This is a genomic window from Microbacterium maritypicum, from assembly GCF_041529975.1.
Lineage (GTDB): Bacteria > Actinomycetota > Actinomycetes > Actinomycetales > Microbacteriaceae > Microbacterium.
In genome coordinates this window covers 1,541,947-1,562,903 of record NZ_CP168030.1, presented here as the reverse complement: position 1 = coordinate 1,562,903, position 20,957 = coordinate 1,541,947, and the positions used below count along the sequence as shown (strand labels likewise).

At 69.2% G+C, this 20,957-nt stretch carries 22 protein-coding genes; 7 read left to right on the top strand and 15 right to left on the bottom strand.

The window, feature by feature from the left end; genetic code table 11:
- Nucleotides 1-82 precede the first annotated feature (82 nt).
- Together ACCO44_RS07670 and ACCO44_RS07665 are read right to left on the bottom strand one after the other, a co-directional pair.
- The gene (locus ACCO44_RS07670) at nucleotides 83-493 is read right to left on the bottom strand and encodes a riboflavin kinase (protein ID WP_036302874.1); all 411 of its coding nucleotides are present in this window, start codon (nucleotides 491-493) and stop codon (nucleotides 83-85) included.
- A complete protein-coding gene (locus ACCO44_RS07665) occupies nucleotides 490-999 on the bottom strand; it encodes a flavin reductase family protein (RefSeq protein ID WP_372469144.1) in 510 nt (169 codons plus the stop codon). The genes ACCO44_RS07670 and ACCO44_RS07665 overlap by 4 nt, the downstream gene beginning before the upstream one ends.
- Before the next feature lie 103 nt (nucleotides 1,000-1,102).
- Here ACCO44_RS07665 and ACCO44_RS07660 point away from each other — a divergent pair, with 103 nt between their 5' ends.
- Entirely contained in the window at nucleotides 1,103-1,705 is a 603-nt protein-coding gene (locus tag ACCO44_RS07660) for a PadR family transcriptional regulator (RefSeq protein ID WP_372469143.1), read from the top strand.
- Nucleotides 1,706-1,709: 4 nt separating this feature from the next.
- Here ACCO44_RS07660 and ACCO44_RS07655 read toward each other — a convergent pair whose 3' ends face one another.
- From ACCO44_RS07655 to ACCO44_RS07630, 6 genes are all read right to left on the bottom strand, one after another.
- Complete coding sequence (locus ACCO44_RS07655; RefSeq protein WP_372469142.1) at nucleotides 1,710-2,594, bottom strand: ribokinase; 885 nt, start codon at nucleotides 2,592-2,594, stop codon at nucleotides 1,710-1,712.
- Complete coding sequence (locus ACCO44_RS07650) at nucleotides 2,587-3,966, bottom strand: NtaA/DmoA family FMN-dependent monooxygenase (RefSeq protein WP_372469141.1); 1,380 nt, start codon at nucleotides 3,964-3,966, stop codon at nucleotides 2,587-2,589. Before ACCO44_RS07650 ends, ACCO44_RS07655 begins: the two co-directional genes overlap by 8 nt.
- Before the next feature lie 109 nt (nucleotides 3,967-4,075).
- Nucleotides 4,076-4,924, bottom strand: coding sequence for an ABC transporter permease (locus tag ACCO44_RS07645; RefSeq protein ID WP_372469140.1), 849 nt, complete (start codon nucleotides 4,922-4,924; stop codon nucleotides 4,076-4,078).
- Entirely contained in the window at nucleotides 4,917-5,714 is a 798-nt protein-coding gene (locus ACCO44_RS07640; protein ID WP_029260972.1) for an ABC transporter ATP-binding protein, read from the bottom strand. The genes ACCO44_RS07645 and ACCO44_RS07640 overlap by 8 nt, the downstream gene beginning before the upstream one ends.
- On the bottom strand, nucleotides 5,714-6,817 hold the full coding sequence (locus ACCO44_RS07635; RefSeq protein WP_231481663.1) for an ABC transporter substrate-binding protein: 1,104 nt from the start codon (nucleotides 6,815-6,817) through the stop codon (nucleotides 5,714-5,716). The genes ACCO44_RS07640 and ACCO44_RS07635 overlap by 1 nt, the downstream gene beginning before the upstream one ends.
- A gap of 112 nt (nucleotides 6,818-6,929) precedes the next feature.
- Nucleotides 6,930-8,381 (bottom strand): helix-turn-helix domain-containing protein, encoded by a 1,452-nt coding sequence (locus ACCO44_RS07630; RefSeq protein WP_372469139.1) that lies wholly within the window; start codon nucleotides 8,379-8,381, stop codon nucleotides 6,930-6,932.
- Nucleotides 8,382-8,514: 133 nt separating this feature from the next.
- On the opposite strand from ACCO44_RS07630, the gene aceA reads away from it, so the two are divergent.
- The 3 genes from aceA to ACCO44_RS07615 all read left to right on the top strand — a co-directional run bounded on the left by aceA (nucleotide 8,515) and on the right by ACCO44_RS07615 (nucleotide 12,089).
- The gene (gene aceA / locus ACCO44_RS07625; RefSeq protein WP_372469138.1) at nucleotides 8,515-9,840 is read left to right on the top strand and encodes an isocitrate lyase; all 1,326 of its coding nucleotides are present in this window, start codon (nucleotides 8,515-8,517) and stop codon (nucleotides 9,838-9,840) included.
- A gap of 67 nt (nucleotides 9,841-9,907) precedes the next feature.
- The gene (aceB, locus tag ACCO44_RS07620) at nucleotides 9,908-11,563 is read left to right on the top strand and encodes a malate synthase A (protein ID WP_372469137.1); all 1,656 of its coding nucleotides are present in this window, start codon (nucleotides 9,908-9,910) and stop codon (nucleotides 11,561-11,563) included.
- Nucleotides 11,564-11,657: 94 nt separating this feature from the next.
- Entirely contained in the window at nucleotides 11,658-12,089 is a 432-nt protein-coding gene (locus tag ACCO44_RS07615; RefSeq protein ID WP_372469136.1) for a hypothetical protein, read from the top strand.
- A gap of 13 nt (nucleotides 12,090-12,102) precedes the next feature.
- On the opposite strand, the gene ACCO44_RS07610 is transcribed toward ACCO44_RS07615, so the two are convergent.
- A complete protein-coding gene (locus ACCO44_RS07610; RefSeq protein ID WP_372469135.1) occupies nucleotides 12,103-13,101 on the bottom strand; it encodes an aldo/keto reductase in 999 nt (332 codons plus the stop codon).
- Nucleotides 13,102-13,169: 68 nt separating this feature from the next.
- Between ACCO44_RS07610 and ACCO44_RS07605 the strand changes: the two genes are divergently transcribed.
- A complete protein-coding gene (locus ACCO44_RS07605) occupies nucleotides 13,170-14,591 on the top strand; it encodes a PLP-dependent aminotransferase family protein (protein ID WP_372469134.1) in 1,422 nt (473 codons plus the stop codon).
- Nucleotides 14,592-14,609: 18 nt separating this feature from the next.
- Here ACCO44_RS07605 and ACCO44_RS07600 read toward each other — a convergent pair whose 3' ends face one another.
- On the bottom strand, nucleotides 14,610-15,128 hold the full coding sequence (locus ACCO44_RS07600) for an Lrp/AsnC family transcriptional regulator (protein WP_029260964.1): 519 nt from the start codon (nucleotides 15,126-15,128) through the stop codon (nucleotides 14,610-14,612).
- Nucleotides 15,129-15,230: 102 nt separating this feature from the next.
- On the opposite strand from ACCO44_RS07600, the gene ald reads away from it, so the two are divergent.
- Together ald and ACCO44_RS07590 are read left to right on the top strand one after the other, a co-directional pair.
- A complete protein-coding gene (ald, locus tag ACCO44_RS07595) occupies nucleotides 15,231-16,325 on the top strand; it encodes an alanine dehydrogenase (RefSeq protein ID WP_372469133.1) in 1,095 nt (364 codons plus the stop codon).
- A gap of 81 nt (nucleotides 16,326-16,406) precedes the next feature.
- Entirely contained in the window at nucleotides 16,407-17,606 is a 1,200-nt protein-coding gene (locus tag ACCO44_RS07590) for a pyridoxal phosphate-dependent aminotransferase (RefSeq protein WP_372469132.1), read from the top strand.
- 67 nt (nucleotides 17,607-17,673) lie between these two features.
- On the opposite strand, the gene ACCO44_RS07585 is transcribed toward ACCO44_RS07590, so the two are convergent.
- From ACCO44_RS07585 to ACCO44_RS07565, 5 genes are read right to left on the bottom strand one after another with little or no spacing between them, the layout of a single operon-like run.
- Nucleotides 17,674-18,075: a VOC family protein gene (locus tag ACCO44_RS07585; protein WP_029260961.1), complete on the bottom strand. Its 402-nt coding sequence runs from the start codon at nucleotides 18,073-18,075 to the stop codon at nucleotides 17,674-17,676.
- Between the two features lie 46 nt (nucleotides 18,076-18,121).
- Nucleotides 18,122-19,255 carry a UDP-N-acetylmuramate dehydrogenase gene (locus ACCO44_RS07580; RefSeq protein ID WP_372469131.1) on the bottom strand — a complete coding sequence of 378 codons (1,134 nt, stop codon included), beginning with the start codon at nucleotides 19,253-19,255 and terminating at the stop codon, nucleotides 18,122-18,124.
- 13 nt (nucleotides 19,256-19,268) lie between these two features.
- The gene (locus ACCO44_RS07575) at nucleotides 19,269-19,667 is read right to left on the bottom strand and encodes a MaoC/PaaZ C-terminal domain-containing protein (RefSeq protein ID WP_105710422.1); all 399 of its coding nucleotides are present in this window, start codon (nucleotides 19,665-19,667) and stop codon (nucleotides 19,269-19,271) included.
- On the bottom strand, nucleotides 19,667-20,134 hold the full coding sequence (locus tag ACCO44_RS07570) for a MaoC family dehydratase N-terminal domain-containing protein (protein WP_029260958.1): 468 nt from the start codon (nucleotides 20,132-20,134) through the stop codon (nucleotides 19,667-19,669). The genes ACCO44_RS07575 and ACCO44_RS07570 overlap by 1 nt, the downstream gene beginning before the upstream one ends.
- Nucleotides 20,135-20,179: 45 nt before the next feature.
- Nucleotides 20,180-20,953: a GntR family transcriptional regulator gene (locus ACCO44_RS07565; protein WP_372469130.1), complete on the bottom strand. Its 774-nt coding sequence runs from the start codon at nucleotides 20,951-20,953 to the stop codon at nucleotides 20,180-20,182.
- Nucleotides 20,954-20,957: the final 4 nt, after the last annotated feature.

Below are 20,957 nucleotides of genomic sequence, written 5' to 3'. Positions count from 1 at the left end.
CCTCCGGATCGTCGGTGATGCGGAGAAAGTACCACAGGAGTGAAATGTAAAACAGTACTCGATCTGCGGCGGTCCTCGCCTCTCAGGCGACCCCAGCCGGTCCACGACCAGCCAGGAGCCGTCGACAGCGGCGGACATCGTCCGCACTCTGCGAGACCAGCGCATCGACCCCCTCGAAGTGCAGCGTGGGCCGCAGGCGGGCGACGAGCGTCACCGCCAGCGTCCGGCCGTACAGATCGAGGTTCACATCATGCAGATACACCTCGACCCGCCTCTCCCGGTCGCCGGCAAAGGTCGGATTCGTCCCGACGCTGACGCTCGCGGGCCAGACCTCCGGTTCGTCGTCGATACGCGTCCACGCCGCGTAGATCCCATCGGCGGGCAGGTCGCTGCCGTCCAGCGCCAGGTTCGCCGTCGGGAAGCCGAGCTCGCGCCCCCGCCCGTCACCGGGCACGACCACGCCGACGACGATCGCGGACGGCGAAGCGCTCACGCGCTCGCAGACCCGGCGATCGACCGATAGCGGCTCTGATGGAAGACCAGCGGCTCCACATCGTCGAACAGGGTGATGTCGGCGATCTCGTACAGGGCGATCTCGTGGTCCCCGCCATCGAAGGTGCTGTGCAGGCGGCAGGTGAGCCAGAGCGCGGCATCCGAGATCAGCACGGCGCCGCCCTCGGTGCGCTGCCAGTCATGCCCGCCGAAGCGATCGCCCTCACGCGCCGAGAGCGAGCGACTGAGCGGCTCGTGATGCGCGGCCAGCACGCTCATGCCGAGCTCGGGCACCTCGCGGAGCAGCGGCCAGGTCTTCGAGGTCCGCGCCGCGCTGATCGCGACGAGGGCGGGCTCGAGCGAGATCGAGGTGAAGGAGTTGACCGCCATCCCGACAGCGCGGTCATCGACATGCGCGGCGAGGGCTACGACGCCGGTCGGATACACCGAGAACGCCCGGCGGAGGGCGAGGTCGCGCGGCAGGGCGTCGGTCACGGCAGTCGTCATTTCGGCTTCCTTTCGTTAGTCAACTTTGACTAGTACTCATAATAGGCAAGTTTGATCATGCAAACAATAAGAATGTGGGACACCAGCCGTTAGCATGAGGGGCATGTCGACCACCCGCCTCGTCGTCCTCGGCGCCGTGAAGCAGTTCCAGCCCGTGCACGGTTACTTCCTCCGCCGCGAGCTCATGACGTGGCACGTCGACGAATGGGCGCACATCCAGCCCGGCTCGATCTACAACGCCCTGCGCGCCCTCGAGGTCGACGGCTACATCGCCGAGAGCGGCACCGAAGCCGAGGGCAAGCGCCCGGCACGCACGACCTACCGCATCACTCCGGCCGGCGAGGTCGAGCTCCAGCGCATGCTGCGCGAGAACCTCTGGAACGTCGCAGCCTTCGACACCCAGGCCATCATGACCGTGGCCTCGTTCATGTTCGTGCTGAGCCGCCAGGAGGTGATCGCCGGCCTCGAGCACCGCCTCATCAAGAGCGACGCGATCATCACCCAGAACGGCTTCGACGTGCAGGACACTCTGCGCTCCGAGACGACACCGAAGTACGTGCGGGAGATCTTCGACCTCTCCACCGCCCGCCTCACCGCCGAGAAGCAGTGGCTGCTCGACCTGCTGGAGCGCCTGCGCGGGGGTGAGTACACGTTCGCCGGCGAGGCGGAAGAGGTCGCATCGCCCGCCACGCCCCCTGCGCGGTAGCGGCTCAGCGCGAGTCGACGAACGCCGCGATCGACCCGGGCGTCAACTGCGGCGTGGTCGCCCCGCGGTGCTGAGCCACGACGGCTCCTGCCGCGCAGGCTCTGACCAGGGCGTCCTCGATCGCCATCCCCTGGGCGAGCGCCGCGGCGAGCGCACCGCAGAAGGCATCGCCGGCTCCCGTCGTGTCCACCGAATCGATCCGGAAGGCGGCGACGTGCACGGGATCGCTCCCCGAGCGATGGAGCGTCACTCCCCCGGCACCCTGCGTGAGAACGACCGTCTGCGCACCGGCCGCATGGAGTCGGTCGACGCCGCCGAGTTCGACGCACTCGGTCTCGTTCACGACGAGAACATCGACGTCGGCGAGCATCCCGATCGTCGCGGCATGCGCGGGGGCGGCGTTGAGGATCGTCAGTGCGCCGGCAGCGCGCCCCGCACGCAACCCTGCGGCCACGCTCTCGACGGGCACCTCCAGCTGCGCGAGCACGACCCCGGCTCCTGCGATCCCGCCGACCGCGTCTTCCGGGGTGAGATCGGCGTTGGCACCCGCCGCGACGACGATACTGTTGTCCCCGCCGTCGAGGGCGAGCACGTGCGCCACTCCGGTCGGAGCGGTGGCGCTGCGGCGGAGGGCCGCCACGACTCCGGCCTCCGTCAGCGTCTGCTGCAGCACGTCGGCGGCCTCATCGCCTCCGACGACCGCGCAGAACCTCGTGGGCGCCCCGCTGCGGGCGGACGCCACGGCCTGATTCAGCCCCTTGCCGCCGGAGAAGCGTCCGCCGGCTCGTCCGAGGAGGGTCTCGCCGACGCGTGGGGGGCGCGAGACCTCGACCACGAGGTCGAGGTTCGCGCTCCCCACGACGGCGACACCGGTGAGGGTGTCAGACACGCGACATCGTCCGCCGGTACTGCGATCCGGTGTGCGAATCGGCGAGTGCCGGAGTCGATGTGCCGATCAGGCGCTCCCGCAGCGACTGCGGCTCCGACGACGGCTCGACGATCGCGCCGCGCTCCTTGAGGATCGGCAGCACGTGCTCGATGAAGTCGACGGTCGATGCCGGCGGGATCACGGGGGCGAAGAGGAATCCGTCGAGGTCGGCGCCGTCGGCGAGCTCGATCATGCGGTCAGCCACCTGCTCGGGGGTGCCCACGATCGGGCGGGCGCCGACACCGTGCGCGTGCCAGTCTCCGAGCACGTCGCCGACGGTCTTGTCGGCGAAGCGGGCGACCTGGGTCTGCGACAGCTCGGTGCTGAGCTCGGACATCGGCGTGTTCGGCGCGTACGCCGACAGGTCGAGGCCGGTGAACCAGGCGTAGGAGGCGACGGTGACGTCGGGGTTCTGCGCGTCGGCGACCTCGGCGTACTTGCGCTGCGCCTCTTCCTCCGTGCTGCCGACGATCGCGGCGAACGCCGACATGATCTTGACCTCGTCGGCTCCGCGGCCGTTCTTCACGGCCTCCTCCCGGATCGCCGAGGAGTGCGCGCGGAGCTGCTCGACCGAGCCGCTGCCGACGAAGATCGCCTCGCCGTGCTTGCCTCCGAACTCCCGGCCGGCGGGCGACGCCCCGGCCTGGAACAGCACCGGGGTGCCCTGCGGCGAGCGCGAGGTGTTGCCGTAGCCGTGCGAACGGAAGTAGGGGCCGTCATGCGCGATGCGGTGCACCTTGGAGGGGTCAGCGAAACGGCCGGACTTGTCGCGCTCCAGCGCCCCGTCCTCCCACGCCTGCTCCCACAGCTTGTACACGACCTGCATGAAGTCGTCGGCCATCAGGTAGCGCTCGTCATGACCGACCATCGGCACCCCGAAGCCCTGCACCGCGGTGTCGGCCGTCCCCGTGGTCACCACGTTCCATCCGATGCGTCCGCCGGAGAGGATGTCGAGTGTCGCCATCCGGCGCGCGAACGAGTAGGGCGGCTCGAGGAGGGTCGAGCCGGTGGCGACGAGACCCAGCCGCGTGGTCTCGGGGATCAGGGCGGCGAGGATGATCGCCGGGTCGAGGCGGGGCAGATCGAGCCCTTCGACGGAGCAGATGTCGGGGCGTTCGCCCGCGACGTCGGCCCAGCCCCAGGCATCCGCGAGGAACAGGAAGTCGAACCCGGCGTCTTCGACCATGCGTGCGGTGTCGCGCCAGTACTCCAGCTTGTCGAACAGGTAGCGCCCGTTGTCGGGGTGACGCCAGGTGGCGGTGCCGGAGTCGTTCGCCTGCGCGTTCTCGAAGAGGCCGAGACGCAGCGGCTTGACGGTGTTCTGATCGGTCATGTGCGGGTGCCTTCCTTGTGGGTGGTTCTGGTCGTTCTCGAGTGGTTCCGGGCACGCCGGAGGAACCCCGGGGCGGGTGGAGCGCCCGCCCCGGGATCCGGATGCCGTGTCAGCCCTTGGCCGTGACCTCGCCGTCGCTCCACCAGAGCACGCGCTTGCGCACCAGGGCGAGGACGATGATCAGCAGCACACCGAGCAGGCACAGCAGGGCGATGCTGGCCCAGGTGACCGGCAGGTTCGCCTGGGCGGCGGAGGTGGTGACGAGCGAGCCGAGACCGGCCTGCTGTCCCGCTGCCACGAACTCGGCGACCGCGGCGCCGACGACGGCGAGCGGCAGGGCGATGCGGAGACCCGCGAACACATAGGGCATGCTGCCGGGGAAGCGCAGTTCCCGGAAGATCTCCCACCGCGAGGCATGCAGCGTCTTGAAGACGTCGAGCGCCTTCTGGTCGACGTCGCGCAGACCCGCCAGCGAGTTCACGAGCATCGGGAAGAAGACCACGAGCCCCGTCACGATGAACTTCGGCACCATGCCGAACCCGAAGGCCACGACCAGCGCCGGGGCGATCGCCACGATCGGGGTCACCATCACGATGATCACGAGCGGCATCACGGCCCGCTCGATGATCTGGAACTCGGCCATGACCACGGCCAGCAGGAAACCGGCGAGGATGCCGGCGGAGGCTCCGACCACCACTTCGAGCAGCGTGACGAGGAAGTTCGACCAGTACATGCCGGCGTCGTCGACGAGGCTGCCGCCGATCGCCTCCAGCGTCGGGAGCACGTACGGGTTGGTCCAGGCCACGACCTGCCAGAGCAGCGCGGCGATCACGAACGTGATCAGGGTGGGTCCCCACGACCCCCAGCGCAGCCAGGTCGGGACGCCACGGCGCGGCTGGGCCTTCAGGCGGGCGGTCGCGAGGGTCGCGGTCGTGTCTCTCATCGTCAGCTCAGACATGGGCCTTCTCCGTCTGCGCACGCAGCGCATCGCGCACGACTGCTTCCATCTCGCGGAACTCCTCCGTGGCATACGACTGCTCGTCGCGCGGCCGCGGCAGGTTCACGTCGATCACCTGGGCGATGCGCCCCGGGTGGGCGGCCATCACCACGATGCGGTCGGAGAGCATGATCGCCTCCGGCACGGAGTGCGTGACGAACATGACGGCCTTGCGGTTGGACTGCCAGAACTCCAGCAGGGCGATGCGCTGCAGGTCACGGTTCATCTCGTCGAGCGCCGAGAACGGCTCGTCCATCAGCATGATGGCCGGGTCGAACACGAACGCCCTGGCGATCGCGGCACGCTGCTGCATGCCGCCGGACAGCTGACCGGGGTACTTCGTCATCGCCTGACCGAGGCCGAAGGTCGCCAGCAGCTCCGCGGGGTCGCGCAGCGCTCGCCCGGAGTTCGCCTTGGCGTTGATGCGCACCGGCAGTTCGACGTTCTCGCGCACGGTCTTCCACGGCAACAGCGCGGGCGACTGCGGCACGAGGCCGATCTTCTTGTCGCGCGAGGCCGCGGTGACGCTCTCGCCGTCGATCGTGACGGTGCCCGAGTCGGCGTCGAGGAGACCGGCGACCACCTTGAGCAGCGTGGACTTGCCACAGCCGCTCGGACCGATCACCGACACGAACTCGCCCATGCCGATCGTGAGACTCACGTCGTCGAGCACGGTGACCTTCGCGCCGTCGACGCCGAAGGACTTCGAGACGTTCCTGACTTCGACGCCTGCTCCCTGTGCGACCGACATCACTCGGCCTGCCAGATGAGGGTGTCGCCGTCGTAGAGGTCGGCGACGAGATCGGCGTCCATCATGTCGGCGATCGCGGGCAGGTCCTTGACGTCGCCGTACTTCTCGACGAGCGCGTACTCCGGCTCCCACATCGACTCGTTCTGCACACCGGGGTTGCCACCGGCGCTCTCGCGGACCCAGGCGGACTCCACCTCCCAGGTGCGGGCCAGCTGGTCGCGCGGGAACGCGGCGCCCTGGTTGTTGTCCTCGGCCAGCTTCGCGAGCTTGTCGATGCAGGCATCCGACTCGTCGAGGCAGTACTGCAGCGCCTTGAGGCTCGCCCGCATGAAGTCGGCGGCGACCTCGCGGTGCTCGTCGAGGAAGCGGGAATTGACCTCCATCACGTTGTACGTGCCCTCGACGCCGAGGTCGGAGGGGAGGAACTCGCTGAACGGCAGGTCCTGCGCCTTGAGCGACTGCGGCTGGTTCGAGGCGTAGCCGACGATCGCATCGACCTGCTCGCGCACCACGACCGTCGGGTCGTAGTTGGTCATCTTGACCATCTCGACCTTCGAGACATCGACGCCGGCCTCGTCGAGCATGGCCGAGGCGATCGGGGTCAGGTTGATGAAGTACCCGAGCGATCCCCCCTCGAGATCCTTGAGGCTGTCGAGCTTCTCGTTACCGAAGATGGAGAACGGCGGGGTGGTGCCGTAGGTGGCGACGGCCGTGAGGTTCTTGCTGTTCGCCGCGGCCAGCATCACGTCGGATGCGGAGCCGAGCGCCGTGAACTGCGCCTGACCGGATGCCACGAGCTGCTGCCCGTTCGCACCGGAGGCGTTGATCTCGACATCGAGGCAGAGGTCGTCGAAATAGCCCAGCTCCTCGGCGAGGAACACGTCGAGCTGTCCGGCGCTGGCGGAGTAGCCGTAGCCGGAGATGTAGGTGATGGTGCCGGCATCCTGATTGCGCTTGCAGGCGTCGGTGTCGCTCGCACTCGTGGGGGCGGTATCGCCGCCTGGCGTCTGCGCGGAGCATGCTCCGAGCGTCAGCGTGGCGGCGAGAACGCACGTCAGGGTGGCAGTGATGCGGAATCGGGTTTCCGCAGAGGAAGTAGCCATGAGGGTCCCTTCTCGGCCGTTCGTCATTGATGGCTCGTCGAAAGTAACATAGTCAAGATTGACTAAGCAAGATGAAACTAACTTTTGACGAAACAGCGGGGACTCTCTGAACTCACTGCGGCGCGTGCGCCTCCAGGAACTCGTACACATCAGTCGTGTCGACCCCGGGGAACGCGCCGGTCGGCAGCGTCGCGAGCAGCGTGCGCGGCGTCTTCACGTTCGGCCAGGAGTTCTCCCGCCAGCGGTCTTCCAACTCGGCGGGAGCCCGGCGGCAGCACACCTCGACCGAGTGCTTCGAGACGCCGCGGTGCGGGGTGTCCCTCCCCACGAACCACTTGGTGTCGTCGAAGCGCACACCAACGCTCACCGAGTGCAGCCCCTCGCTCGAGGACTCGACCCGCGCCGTGCACCAGTACGTGCCGTTGCCGGTGTCGGTGTATTGGTAGTACGGGTTGAAGCGGTCGTCCTCGTCGAACACCACGCGCGAGGTCCACCGGCGGCAGCACATCTGCCCCTCGATGGCGCCGAGGCGGTCGGTCGGGAAGTTCACGTCGTCGTTCTCGTACGCCTTGGTGATCGTGCCCGACTCATGCACCTTCAGGAAGTGCACCGGGATGTCGAGGTGACGTGTCGCGAGGTTCGTGAAGCGGTGCGCGGCCGTCTCGTACGACACCGAATACGCATCGCGGAGGTCTTCGATCGAGATCGCCCGCCGCTGCTTGGCATCCCTCAACGCGGGCACGACATGCGCCTCCGGGATGAGGAGGGCGCCCGTGAGGTAGTTGGTCTCGACGCGCTGCCGCAGGAACTCGGCATAGCTGCGCGGCTCGGAGTGCCCGAGGATGCGGCTCGACAGCGCCTGCAGCACCGCGGTGCGAGCATCGCCCTTCGCGGGCACGCTGCTCGACAGGTACAGCCGACCGTTCGCGAGATCGGCGACACTGCGGGTGGTCTGCGGCAGGTCTGGCGCGTAATGCAGGGTGAAGCCGAGGTAGGCCGCGATCTCGGATGCGGTGCGCTGTGTCAGAGGGCCGCCGGGGTGGCCGACCGCGGCGAGGATCTCGGCAGCCTTGGCCTCGAGGTCGGCGAAGTGGTTGTCCTGTCTGCGCATCAGGTGCCGCAGCTCGACGTTCGCCCGCCTGGCCTCCTCCGGCGTCGCGGCCCGCTCGTCCCTGAGCCGGTCGATCTCCCCGTGCAGCGCGAGCAGGGCCTTCAGCGCATCGGTCGGCAGACTCTTCGCGATGCGGAACGGCTCGATGCCCAGGGCCTGGAACGTCTGCCCCTTCATCGCGCGCTCCAGGGCGATCTCGACGGCACTGCGCTCGTCGAGCGGCTCGCCCTCGAGCAGGGCGTCGATCGTCACACCCAGGGCGCGGGCGATCGCCTGCAGTTGCGTGAGCTTGGGTTCGCGCTTGCCGGTCTCGATCATCGACATCTGACTCGGCGCCCGATCGACGGCGGAGGCGAGGTCGTCGAGCGTCATGCCCTTCGCCGTGCGGAGCCGGCGGATGCGGCGACCGATCGTGAGGGCGTCGGTCTCTTCTGCAGCGTCGATGGTGCTCATGCGGCAGATTCTGTCACAGAAACAGAATTTCGATCGATCTTCTCTCCGGTATCGGCGGTTCGATGTCCCGATCTTCACGCACAGTGGAACCACGCCACACCGGCACAGCCGCCGGATCCACCGAGGAGACACCATGACGAACACCGCCCACACCCCGACGCCCCGCCCCGCCGGTCTGCGAGCCGGCGACCAGGTTCAGACGGCCGCCGAGCTCCAGGAGATCTGGGATACCGATCCCCGCTGGGACGGCGTCGAGCGCACCTACTCGGCAGAAGACGTCATCCGCATCCGTGGCTCGGTCCGCGAAGAGTCGACCCTCGCCCACCGCGGCGCCGAGAACCTCTGGAACCTCCTGCACACCGAGGACTACGTCCGGGCGCTCGGCGCCTACACCGGCGGTCAGGCCGTGCAGCAGGTGCGGGCAGGACTGAAAGCCATCTACCTCTCGGGGTGGCAGGTCGCTGCCGACGGCAACCTCGCCGGCCAGACCTACCCCGACCAGTCGCTGTACCCCGCGAACTCGGTCCCGGCGGTGGTTCGCCGCATCAACAACGCCCTCATCCGCCAGGACCAGCTCGAGCATGCCGAAGGCGAGATCACGCAGGACTGGCTCGCACCGATCGTCGCCGACGCCGAGGCCGGCTTTGGGGGACCGCTGAACGCGTACGAGCTCGCACAGTCGCTCATCCAGTCCGGCGCCGCCGGCATCCACTGGGAGGACCAGCTGGCCAGCGAGAAGAAGTGCGGCCACCTCGGAGGCAAGGTGCTCGTGCCGACCCAGCAGCACATCCGCACCCTGAACGCGGCCAGGCTCGCGGCGGACGTCGCGGGCGTGCCGACCGTGATCATCGCCCGCACGGATGCCCTCGCCGCCGACCTGCTCACCAGCGACGTCGACGAACGCGACCAGCAGTTCACCACCGGCGAGCGCACGACGGAGGGTTTCTACCGGATCGAGCCGGGACTCGAATCGGTCATCAGCCGTGGTCTGGCGTTCGCCCCCTATGCCGACCTGCTGTGGGTGGAGACGGGCGAGCCGGACATCGAGCTCGCGCGCAACTTCGCAGCAGCAATCCACGCGCAGTTCCCGGGTAAGCTCCTGGCCTACAACTGCTCTCCGAGTTTCAACTGGAAGAAGCACCTGTCCGACGCCGAGATCGCGACGTTCCAGCAGGAGTTGGCTGACCTGGGCTACAAGTTCCAGTTCATCACGCTCGCCGGCTTCCACGCCCTGAACCACTCGATGTTCGACCTCGCCCGCGGCTACGCCGATCGCGCCATGAGCGCCTACGTCGAGCTTCAGGAAGCCGAGTTCGCCGCCGAAGCCCACGGCTATACCGCCACCAAGCACCAGCGCGAGGCGGGCACCGGCTACTTCGACGTCATCTCCACCGCGCTCAACCCCGACAGCGCGACGCTCGCCCTCGCCGGCTCCACCGAAGCCTCGCAGTTCCACTGATCCCCACGCCCCTCCGCGCGTGGCCCTCTTGTCGCATCGTTCGACACCAACTGAAGGACTCACGATCATGACCATTCCCACCGCTCCCCCGACCACGGCTCCGATCCAGACGACCCAGCAGGGCCCGGCGATCGAGGTCACCGGACCCATCCGCGACCGCTACGAGGAGATCCTCACCCCCGAGGCCATCGCCTTCCTCACCGAGCTGCACCACCGGTTCGCCTCCCGCCGTCACGACCGGCTGGCCGACCGGATGCGCCGCCGCTTCGAGATCGGCAACGGGCACGACCCGCGCTTCCGCGAAGACACGGCACACATCCGCGAGGACCGCGACTGGCGGGTCGCCGGTGCCGGTCCCGGTCTCGACGACCGCCGCATCGAGATCACCGGGCCGACCGACCCGAAGATGACGATCAACGCCCTCAACTCCGGGGCCCGCGTGTGGCTCGCCGACCAGGAGGATGCCACGAGCCCGACCTGGAAGAACGTGATCGAGGGTCAGCTGTCGCTGCGAGATGCAATCCGCGGCGAGCTGTCCTTCACCTCCCCGGAAGGGAAGGAGTACCGGGTCACGGCCGAGCGCACGCCCACGATCGTGATGCGTCCGCGCGGGTGGCACCTGCCCGAGAAGCACATCGCCTTCATCGACCGCGCCGGTCGTCGCACGTCGACATCCGGTTCCCTCGTCGACTTCGGCCTCTACTTCCTGCACAACGCGCAGGCACTGATCGACGGCGGCCGCGGCCCCTACTTCTACATCGCCAAGCTCGAGTCGAGCGAGGAGGCGAAGCTGTGGGACGACGTCTTCTCGTTCAGCGAGGAGTACATCGGCATCCCGCACGGCACTATCCGCGCGACGGTGCTGATCGAGACCCTGCCGGCCGCGTTCGAGATGGACGAGATCCTGTACGAGCTGCGCGACCACTGCGCGGGGTTGAACGCCGGCCGCTGGGACTACATCTTCTCGATCATCAAGAACTACCGCGGCCGCGGAGCGCGCTTCGTGCTCCCCGACCGCAGCGAGGTGACGATGACGGTGCCGTTCATGCGGGCGTACACCGACCTGCTCGTGCAGACCTGCCACAAGCGCGGAGCCTTCGCGATCGGCGGCATGAGCGCGTTCATCCCCAACCGCCGCGACCCCGAGGTGACGGCCCGCGCGATCGAGAAGGTCACGGCCGACAAGAGGCGCGAGGCGGGCGACGGCTTCGACGGCACCTGGGTGGCCCACCCCGACCTGATCCCCACGGCTCAGGCGGAGTTCGACGCGGTGCTGGGCGACCGCCCCAACCAGGTCGACCGCCAGCGCGACGACGTGCACGTCGAGGCCCGCGATCTGCTCGACCTGCACATCGGTCGGCCGATCACGGCGCAGGGTGTGCGGGACAACGTGTCGGTCGCCATCCGCTACCTGGAGGCCTGGCTGCGCGGACTCGGCGCGGTCGCGATCGACAACCTGATGGAGGATGCCGCGACGGCCGAGATCAGCCGCTCGCAGGTGTGGCAGTGGATCCACCAGGACCGGACGACACAGGACGGCACCCCCATCACGGCGGAGTACATCGAGGGACTGATCACGCAGGTGCTCGCACAGGCGACGCGCAGCCACGGCGACCGGTACGACGACGCGGCGGAGATCTTCCGCGAGGTCGCCCTGCAGGAGGAGTTCCCGACCTTCCTCACGCTGGGCGCCTACAGCCGGTTCCTGGTCGACGAGGACTGAGCGCACGCAAGAGCCCCCGACCGCGGCCGATGCCGCGCTCGGGGGCTCTTCCGCGTCCGGAGCCGGTGCCGACAGGCGGGCGTAGCCTGGAGGCATGACCGACGTCTGGGCGGACATCGCCTCCGAGTTCCTGCACTTCTACCCGCGCGGCCGACGGCTGCTCGCGGTCGCCGGAGCAGATGCCGAGCGCTCGCGACAGGCGGCCGACGACCTCGCGGCCGCGCTGACGAAGGCGGGGCAGCCGGTTCGCCGCGAGCACTCGCCCGAGGGTGACGAAGCCGGGGTGCGCGCGACGGTCACCGCTTTCCGCGAAGACCCGAAGAGCGAGGGCATCCTGCTCGCCTCGGGGCCGGCCGGTCTGCTCGGCGAGCGCACGAGGGGCATGTGGAACTACGCGGTGTGGCAGCTGGCCGGCGACGAGCCGCCGCACACGGTCGCGGGGTCGATCGTCGATGTGAGCGACCCCGCGCATCCGGTGCGGCGGTTCGCCGACTACTGCTCGCTGCCGGCCTCCTACGGAGCCTGATCCACCCGACCGCTCAGCGCATGTCACTCGGTTCGGCGTCGAGGCGCGCGCGCACCTCGTCGTCCAGCACCAGGTCGGCAGCGCCCAGCGACTCTTCCAGCTGCTCGAGGGAAGAGACCCCGACGACGGGGATCACGGGGACCTCCGCACCGAGGAGCCAGGCGAGCGCGACCTGGTTCGGCGTCGCGCCGATCTCCGCCGCGACCTCGTGCAGCAGCGCGCGGCGGGCGTGGCTGGTCGGGTGATCGACCCCACCCCACAGCGGCTTGTCGAGACGCGCGATCCCACCCTGGTGCAACGGCGAGTACACGGTGATGGCGAGCTGCGGACGCTCGGGCGTGCCGGTGGATGCCGCATAGTCGAGCAGGTCGGGCGTGACGAAGTTGTTCCGCCCGATGCGCGGCGCGGGGTACAGATAGCTGTACTGCTGCTGCACCACTCCATAGGGCGCGATGCTCTGCCGCCGCGCCTCCTCTCGCGCCTCGACCACGCGCCAGGTCGGCACGTTGGAGATTCCGGTGATGACGACGAGCCCTTCTTCCTGGAGCTCGCCGAAGGCGCCGACCGTCTCGGTCAGAGCCACATCGCGGTCGTCCACGTGGCCGTAGAGCACGTCGATGTGGTCGATGCCGAGGTGCCGGGCGCTCTCCGGGGCCTGCCGGCGGATGACCTCGGCGGAGAGTCCCTCGAAGTTCGTCGGCGGGGTGTTCGACAGCGGCTTCGACGGGTCCTTCTGCGCGGCACCGAGCTTGGTGGCGATGCGGAGCGCGTCGCGGTTGCCGCGATCCCTCATCCAACGACCGAGCAGGTCTTCGCTCTCGCGGCCGTGGCCGCCCGCCCAGAGACTGTAGTTGTTGGCGGTGTCGATGAAGGTGCCGCCCGCCTCCACGAACCGGTCGAGGATGGCGCGTGACGTGTCCCCGTCGGTACGGGTACCGAAGTTCATGGCTCCCAGGCACAGCGTCGAGACGTCGAACGCGGTGCGGCCATCGGAGAGGGTGCGGTACTGCATGGTGTTCCTTTCTCGGGGGATGGCTCCACCGTAGAAACAGATCGGCTCGGGGATACACTCCAATCACGATGCAGAACACCAGACCGATTCTCGTATGGGAGACACTCCTCGACCTCGACGAGACGCGCGGCTCCGACGCTGCCCCGCCTCTGCGGGACCGCGTGGAGACCGCGCTGCGCCGCGCGATCGACGAGGGCCGGCTCTCCTCCGGCGCCGCTGTGCCGCCCAGCCGCACCCTCGCGGAGACGCTCGGCGTCTCCCGGTGGGTCGTGACCGAGGCATACGGACAGCTGGTGGCCGAGGGGGTGCTGGAGGCGAGGACCGGTTCGGCCACCCGTGTGGCCGAGCAGAGCGGGGCTCCGCTGCGGACACCGCGCACGCCCTCTTCCGTCGCCCTCGTGGCCGGCCCGCCCACACGGTACGACCTGCGTCCCGGCATCCCCGACCTGCGGGCGACTCCGAGGTCACGCTGGTCAGCCGCGTTGCGCGCGGCCCTCGCTGCGCTCCCCGACCACGATCTCGCCGCCGCTCACCCGTATGGTTACGCACCGGCGCGCGATGCGGTCGCCGCGTACCTCTCACGCTCGCGGCACGCCGTCGCCGACCCCACCCGGATCACGATCACCCACGGCGCCACCGACAGCATGGGAATGCTCGCCCGCGAGCTGCACCGCCGCGGCCACCGGACGATCCTCGTCGAGGACCCGAGTTGGCCGCGGTTGCGCGCAGTCGCGGAGGAGAACGGTCTGCATCCGGTTCCGGTGCCCGTGGACGACGACGGCATCGACACCGAGCAGCTGCGCGCGCTCGCATCCCGCACCGGGGCCGGGGCCGCCCTTGTGACTCCCGCCCACCAGTTCCCCCTCGGCGCGGCACTCGCTCCCGCCCGCCGCGAAGAACTGGTGCGCTGGGCCCGGGATCGGGACGCGCTGGTGATCGAGGACGACTACGACGCCGAGTTCCGCTACGACCGCCGACCCGTCCCCGCCCTGCAGCGCCTCGCGCCGGACCGCGTCGCGCTCGTCGGCTCGCTGTCGAAGTCGGTGTCACCCGCGCTGGGGCTCGGATGGATGCTGCTCCCGCCGGACATCGCTTCCCCGGTCTCGACGGCTCCGCCCTCCCTCATCGACCAGGCCGCCCTCGCGGAGTTCCTCACGCGCGGTGACCTCGAACGGCACCTGCGCTCGTCCCGCACCCGGTTCCGTCGCCGGCGGCAGCGGCTGCTCGACGCGCTCGAACGCGCCCTGCCCGAGCTGACCGTGACCGGCATCGCCGCGGGGATGCATCTGGTGCTGGCCGTGCCCACCGGCTCATCCTCCACCGACATCACCGCAGCAGGGGCTGCAGCGGGCCTGGCGCTCACACCGTTGGCCCGCTACGAGGTCCGCGACCGGCATCCGGATTCCCTGGTGCTCGGCTACGGCAACCTCGACGACACTCTCGTCGAAGAAGCCGTACTCCGGTTGGCGACCCTCCTCGGAGGCCGCTGAGCGGGGCCTCTTCCCGCGTCAGCGGAACGACGCCGCGACCGAGTTGCGGTGATAGTCGAACACGATGCTCGTGCGAGTGGAGGCGACGCTGCTCTGGGCCGAGAGATGCTCGAGCACGAACTCGCGCATCTCGGACGAGTCGGCGACCGCGATGTGCAGCAGGAAGTCGTCGTCACCTCCGAGGAAGAAGACCTGGATCACCTGCGGCAGCACCCGCACACGGTCCGCGAACTCGACGATGCTCTCGCGCCGTCCGCTCGGGCGCAGCGTGACGCCGATCACGGCCTGGAGCCCGGCTCCGAGCATCCGCTCGTCCACACTCGCATGGAACCCCGTGATCACGCCGCGGTCGACGAGAGCCCGCAGCCGGGTGTGCGCGGTCGAGGGCGCGACGCCGAGGCGACCGGCGAGCTCGGCGTTGGTCATACGCCCGTCGGCCGTCATCAGCTGCACGATCCGCGCGTCGATCGCGTCGAGGGCGGGCGCCCGAACGCTGTTCGGCTCCGAGGCTCCTGAAGTCGTCTCCATACGAAGCATTATTCACGATGGCGCGTCTTCACGAATCATCTTCAGTGATTCTGTTGTTCCATCGATGTTTCTGCGATCCTGGTGCCGCACCGCATCAACCCAGGAGGATCAATGAAGATCGGCGTCCCCACCGAGGTCAAGAACAACGAGAACCGCGTGTCCCTCACGCCCGCCGGCGCCGACCGGCTGGTGCACGAGGGACATCGGGTGCTCGTGCAGTCCGGCGCGGGCCTCGGCTCGCGCATCACGGACGACGACTACCGCGCCGCCGGCGCCGAGATCGTGGCGACCGCCGCCGAGGCCTGGGGCGACACCGACCTCGTCATCAAGGTCAAGGAGCCGATCGCGCAGGAGTACGGGTTCCTGCGCGAGGACCTCACCCTGTTCACCTACCTGCACCTCGCCGCTGACCGCGCCCTGACCACGGCGCTCGTGGAGGCCGGGACCACCGCCGTGGCCTACGAGACCGTGCAGCTGCCCGACCGCAGCCTGCCGCTGCTCGTGCCGATGAGCGAGATCGCCGGGCGGCTCTCGGTCGTGATGGGCTCGCACTCGCTGCTGCGCTCGCAAGGAGGACGCGGGATGCTGCTGGGCGGTATCGCCGGCACTCCGCGCGCCAAGACCGTCGTGATCGGAGGCGGCGTCGCCGGAGAGCACGCCGCCGCGAACGCGCTCGGTCTCGGATCGAAGGTGACCGTGGTCGACGTCTCGCTGCCGCGTCTGCGCGAACTCGAGCACCGCTACGGCGGAGCGCTGGAGACCCGCGCCTCGAGTCGCTACGACATCGCCGAAGAGCTCAAGGCCGCCGACCTCGTGATCGGCTCCGTGCTCATCCCCGGTGCCGCGGCCCCCAAGCTCGTGACAGACGACATGGTCGCCGCTATGAAGCCCGGCTCCGTGCTCGTCGACATCGCGATCGACCAGGGCGGATGCTTCGAGGGCTCGCGCCCGACCACGCACGACGACCCCACGTTCGCCGTCCACGACTCGATCTATTACTGCGTCGCGAACATGCCTGGCGCGGTTCCCGAGACCGCGACCCGCGCACTGACGAACGCGACCCTCCCCTACGTCTCGGCGATCGCCGGCAAGGGCTGGGAGCGCGCGGCCTCCGAAGACGCGGCGCTGGCCGCGGGTCTGAACGTGCAGGGCGGACGCATCACGCTCCCGGCCGTCGCCCAGGCGCACGGGCTCGCCGCCCGCTGACCTTCCGAACCCGAAAGAACCTCGGATCTTGGCGATATCCCACACCGCTCCCACCGCATCGAGCCGAGTACGCTCGTAGTCGTGACCGAACGCGCTCCTCTCTCCCGCAAGCTGTCCGCCATCGCCGAGTCCGCGACCCTCAAGGTCGACGCCAAGGCCAAGGCCCTCAAGGCCGAAGGCAAGGACGTCATCTCGTACGCCGCCGGCGAGCCCGACTTCGCGACGCCGCAGTTCATCGTGGATGCCGCAGCCGAGGCGCTGGCCGACCCGGCGAGCTACCGGTACACGCCCGCTCCGGGTCTTCCGGCACTGCGCGAGGCGATCGCCGCGAAGACGCTGCGTGACTCCGGTCTCGAGGTCTCCCCCAGCCAGGTCATCGTCACCAACGGCGGCAAGCAGTCCGTCTACCAGGCCTTCCAGGCCGTGGTGAACCCGGGTGACGAGGTCCTGCTGCCCGCGCCGTACTGGACCACCTACCCCGAAGCCATCCGCCTCGCTGACGGCACCCCGGTCGAGGTGTTCGCCGGCGCCGACCAGGAGTACAAGGTCACGGTCGCGCAGCTCGAGGCCGCTCGTACCGCCCGCACCACCGCGCTCGTGTTCGTGTCGCCCTCGAACCCCACCGGCTCGGTCTACACGGCCGAGGAGACCCGCGCCATCGGCGAGTGGGCACTCGAGCACGGGATCTGGATCATCAGCGACGAGATCTACCAGAACCTCACCTACGAGGGCGTCAAGGCCACCTCGATCGTCGAGGCCGTGCCCGAGGTCGCCGGGCAGACGATCCTCGTCAACGGCGTCGCCAAGACCTACGCCATGACCGGCTGGCGCGTGGGCTGGATGGTGGGCCCGGCCGACGCCATCAAGGTCGCCGGCAACCTGCAGTCGCACCTGTCGAGCAACGTGAACAACGTCGCACAGAGGGCCGCCATCGCCGCCCTCAACGGACCGCAGGACGAGGCCGAACAGTTCCGCCAGGCATTCGACCGCCGTCGCCAGCTCATCGTGTCGGAGCTGTCGAAGATCGACGGCCTCGTGGTTCCGAACCCGCTCGGCGCGTTCTACGTGTACCCCGACGTGCAGGGTCTGCTCGGTCGCACCTGGGGCGGCGTGACGCCGACCACCTCGCTCGAGCTCGCCGACCTCATCCTCGACCAGGCCGAGGTCGCGGTCGTCCCCGGCGAGGCCTTCGGCCCCTCGGGCTACATCCGCATGTCGTACGCCCTCGGCGACGACCAGCTGCTCGAGGGCGTGCAGCGCCTGCAGCGCCTGTTCGCCTGACCCCGCTCGTACCGAAGGCCCCCTCCTGTCGACAGACGGGAGGGGGCCTTCGGGTTTCGCGGCGTGATCAGTCCTCGGGCTGGAAGCCGATCAGCCAGCGGATGCCGTAGCGGTCGACGAGCGTGCCGTCGAAGTCTCCCCACGGGCGCTTCTGCAGGGCGTCGATCACTCGGCCGTCGGCCGCGAGCTTGTCGTACCAGCCGGTGAGGGTCAGCGCATCCGCCGTGCCGAGGAGTGAGAGGAACATGCCGCTCATCTGCACGGCGTCGTCGTCGGCTCCGGCATCGGCGCCGGCGAGCTCGACCGGCCCGCTCAGCTGGCCGTGCGCGACGGCATCGCCGGGTCCGTCACGCCGGCCCGCCGTGGCGTAGTCGAGCAGCTGCAGTTCACCGCCGAACACCGAGCGGTAGTGACGCAGCGCCTCTGCGGCGTTGCCGGGAAACAGCAGGTACGGGATCAGTCCGCTCATGCCGCGAGTGTAGCCGCGACCGACGACGCCCCACAGGACGATCGCCCTACAGGTCGACGCCGACCAGCACCGGCTCCGGCTGCAGCACGAGACCGAACTCGGCGTGGACCCGGCTCTGGATGAACCGCGCGAGCTCGGCGACCTCGCCCGCGGTCGCGCCGCCGCGGTTCGTGAGCGCCAGCGCATGCTTGGTCGAGACCGAAGCGCGCGAGCGCGGAAGCTTGAACCCCTTGCGGATGCCCGCCTGCTCGATCAGCCAGGCTGCGCTGACCTTCACGTCGGAGACGGTCGTCGGCTTCGACAGCGGCACCTGCCCGTCGTAGGAAGCGAGCGGGATCACGGTCACGGCATCCAGATCGGGCGCCACCGGCCAGCGCGGGCACTCCGGCGGCAGTGCGCCTGCCACCGCGGCCGTCACGATCGCGTTCTGGAAGAACGAGCCGACGCCGTGGGTGTCGGGGTCGGCGTCGTCGAGCAGCATGCCCTTCGACGCGCGGGTCGAGAGGATGCGCTCGCGCACCCAGCTCAGCGGAACCGGTGTCTCATCGGTCAGCCCGAGCGCCCGACGCAGCTGCTCGCCGCGCACCACGCGCTCACCGGCGATCGCCAGGTCGACGGTGACGGAGAGGATCACGGCACGTCGCAGCGGCACGCTGCCGTGGTGGTGCTTGAGGACGGAGGTGCGGAAACCCAATCCGAGCTCGGCCGCGGGAACGGTCGAGACCACGCCGGTCGACTCGTCGATCAACTCGACCTCGACCAGCGTCTCCTGGATCTCCTGTCCGTATGCGCCGATGTTCTGCACGGGGGACGCGCCGACCGTGCCGGGGATCCCGCTCATGGCCTCGAGGCCGGCGTAGCCGTGCGCGACCGCATAGGCGACCAGGTCGTCCCAGGAGTGCCCGGCCTGCGCGCGCAGACGGATGCGACCCGGGTGCGGCGAAGGAATCTCTTCGATCCCCTCGGTGCGCACGCGGATGACGGTGCCCTCGAAGGGCTCGTCGCCGACGAAGAGGTTGGAACCGCCACCGAGGACGAACCACTCGTCACCGCGGGCCCAGGTGTCGCGCAGTGCCTCGATCAGACCGGCGGTCGTCGTCGCCTCCTGCATCCGCTCGGGCGCGGCGCCCGTGCGCAGCGTGGTCAGCTCGGCCAGGCGGACCGGCTCGAGCTCCCGCATCAGAGCGTCCTCATCAGACGGCGACGCGCAGCTGCGCCTTGACGAGCACCGTGGTCTCGCCGAACGTGACCTTGAGGTCGATGCGCGCGACCTCTTCATCGACCGCGCCGACCGTGGCGACGACGGTGATGTCGGCACCATCGACCGGGTCGACGACGACCGGCTTGGTGAAGCGCACCCCGTAGTCGAGGATCTTCGCGGCCGGGTCGAGGGCGGCGACGACCACCGACGAGGCGATGCCCATCGTCAGCATGCCGTGCGCGAGCACGCCGGGAAGCCCGACGGATGCGGCGACATCGTCACGGTAGTGGATGGGGTTGAAGTCTCCGGACGCTCCCGCGTAGCGCACGAGCGACTCGCGGGTGAGATGCACGGTGCGCTCGGCGACCACGTCTCCGACGGTGTAGCCCATCAGGCGGCCTTCCCTTCGTCCGTGCTCTCGGCGCCCACCAGCAGCACGCTCGTCGCCGTGACGACATGGTCGCCCGCGGCGTCGGTGATCGCGGCCTCGCTGGTGATCATGGCGTTGCCGCCCATCATCCGGATGCCGGTGACGCGCAGCTGCGCGGTGAGCTCATCGCCCGCCACGATCGGTCGCGTGTAGGTGAAGCGCTGCTCGGCGTGGATCGTGCGGGCGAGCACGATGCCGGAGTCCTCCTGCGCCAGCAGCTGCTGGAGCGTGAGGTCCTGGATGACCATCGCGAAGGTCGGCGGCGCCACGACGTCGGAGAAGCCGGCCGCGCGGGCCGCTTCGACGTCGGTGTGCTGCGGAGCATCGGCGAAGACGGCGCGCGCGAACTCGCGCACCTTCTCGCGGCCGACGAGGTAGGGGGCCGTCGGCGGGAACTCCCGGCCGACCAGTTCTTGGTTCACTGCCACCCCTCGATCCTACCGAGGCCCGGCTGCGCGTCTCGCTCGGCCTGTTCAGGAATCGCCGGCGACCGACGCGGTGGTGGCGGTTCCGTCGGTGGACCTGGCCACCATGTTCAAGGTCACCCGGCTCGGCACGACCTTCACGCGAGAGGTGTGCACGATCTCTCCGTGCGTGTCGAGCGCCCGCTTTCGGATGACGATCAGCGGGTCGCGCTCGGGCCGACCGAGCCACCGCGCGGTCTGCTCATTCGTGAATCCGACGTCGATCTCGCGGTACATCTCCGAGAACTCGACCCCGTAGACGTCGCGGAGCACCTGATAGGTGGAGGTGTCGTGATCGATGTGGGAGTCGAAGTCGGGGAACCGCGTGAGCGAGTAGCGGCTGTCGTCGATGGACAGCGGTGTGCTGTCGAGGGCGAAGACACGGACCAGATGGAACACCGGGTCGCCGACGGGAACGCCGAGCCGACGGGCGTGCTTCTCCTCCGCGGGGATGATCTCGGCGCGCATGATCCGCCGGGACTTCACTCCGTCGCCGACCACCTTGTCGGCGAAGCCACCGACGGTCATGGTACCGACGACCTCCCGGCGCGGGGCGACGAACGTGCCTCTCCCCTGCTGTCGGTGCACGAGCCCCAGACCTTCGAGGTCGGCGACCGCACGCCGCACGGTGATCCGGCTGACGCCGAACCGTTCGCACAGTTCGGGCTCCGAGGGAAGCCGCTCGCCTTCGGCGTACGTGCCCGCGTCGATCTCACGCATGAGCAGGCTGCGCACCTGCTCATGGAGCGGCGTGGATCCGACGGCGGACGCCAGCTGTGTCACGTCG

Coding starts and splice junctions, on each gene's coding strand:
- ACCO44_RS07665 (WP_372469144.1), bottom strand. CDS start 999: ATGACGACTGCCGTGACCGACGCCCTGCCGCGCGACCTCGCCCTCCGC.
- ACCO44_RS07660 (WP_372469143.1), top strand. CDS start 1,103: ATGTCGACCACCCGCCTCGTCGTCCTCGGCGCCGTGAAGCAGTTCCAG.
- ACCO44_RS07650 (WP_372469141.1), bottom strand. CDS start 3,966: ATGACCGATCAGAACACCGTCAAGCCGCTGCGTCTCGGCCTCTTCGAG.
- ACCO44_RS07645 (WP_372469140.1), bottom strand. CDS start 4,924: ATGTCTGAGCTGACGATGAGAGACACGACCGCGACCCTCGCGACCGCC.
- ACCO44_RS07640 (WP_029260972.1), bottom strand. CDS start 5,714: ATGTCGGTCGCACAGGGAGCAGGCGTCGAAGTCAGGAACGTCTCGAAG.
- ACCO44_RS07635 (WP_231481663.1), bottom strand. CDS start 6,817: ATGGCTACTTCCTCTGCGGAAACCCGATTCCGCATCACTGCCACCCTG.
- ACCO44_RS07630 (WP_372469139.1), bottom strand. CDS start 8,381: ATGAGCACCATCGACGCTGCAGAAGAGACCGACGCCCTCACGATCGGT.
- aceA (WP_372469138.1), top strand. CDS start 8,515: ATGACGAACACCGCCCACACCCCGACGCCCCGCCCCGCCGGTCTGCGA.
- aceB (WP_372469137.1), top strand. CDS start 9,908: ATGACCATTCCCACCGCTCCCCCGACCACGGCTCCGATCCAGACGACC.
- ACCO44_RS07615 (WP_372469136.1), top strand. CDS start 11,658: ATGACCGACGTCTGGGCGGACATCGCCTCCGAGTTCCTGCACTTCTAC.
- ACCO44_RS07610 (WP_372469135.1), bottom strand. CDS start 13,101: ATGCAGTACCGCACCCTCTCCGATGGCCGCACCGCGTTCGACGTCTCG.
- ACCO44_RS07605 (WP_372469134.1), top strand. CDS start 13,170: ATGCAGAACACCAGACCGATTCTCGTATGGGAGACACTCCTCGACCTC.
- ACCO44_RS07600 (WP_029260964.1), bottom strand. CDS start 15,128: ATGCTTCGTATGGAGACGACTTCAGGAGCCTCGGAGCCGAACAGCGTT.
- ald (WP_372469133.1), top strand. CDS start 15,231: ATGAAGATCGGCGTCCCCACCGAGGTCAAGAACAACGAGAACCGCGTG.
- ACCO44_RS07585 (WP_029260961.1), bottom strand. CDS start 18,075: ATGAGCGGACTGATCCCGTACCTGCTGTTTCCCGGCAACGCCGCAGAG.
- ACCO44_RS07580 (WP_372469131.1), bottom strand. CDS start 19,255: ATGCGGGAGCTCGAGCCGGTCCGCCTGGCCGAGCTGACCACGCTGCGC.
- ACCO44_RS07575 (WP_105710422.1), bottom strand. CDS start 19,667: ATGGGCTACACCGTCGGAGACGTGGTCGCCGAGCGCACCGTGCATCTC.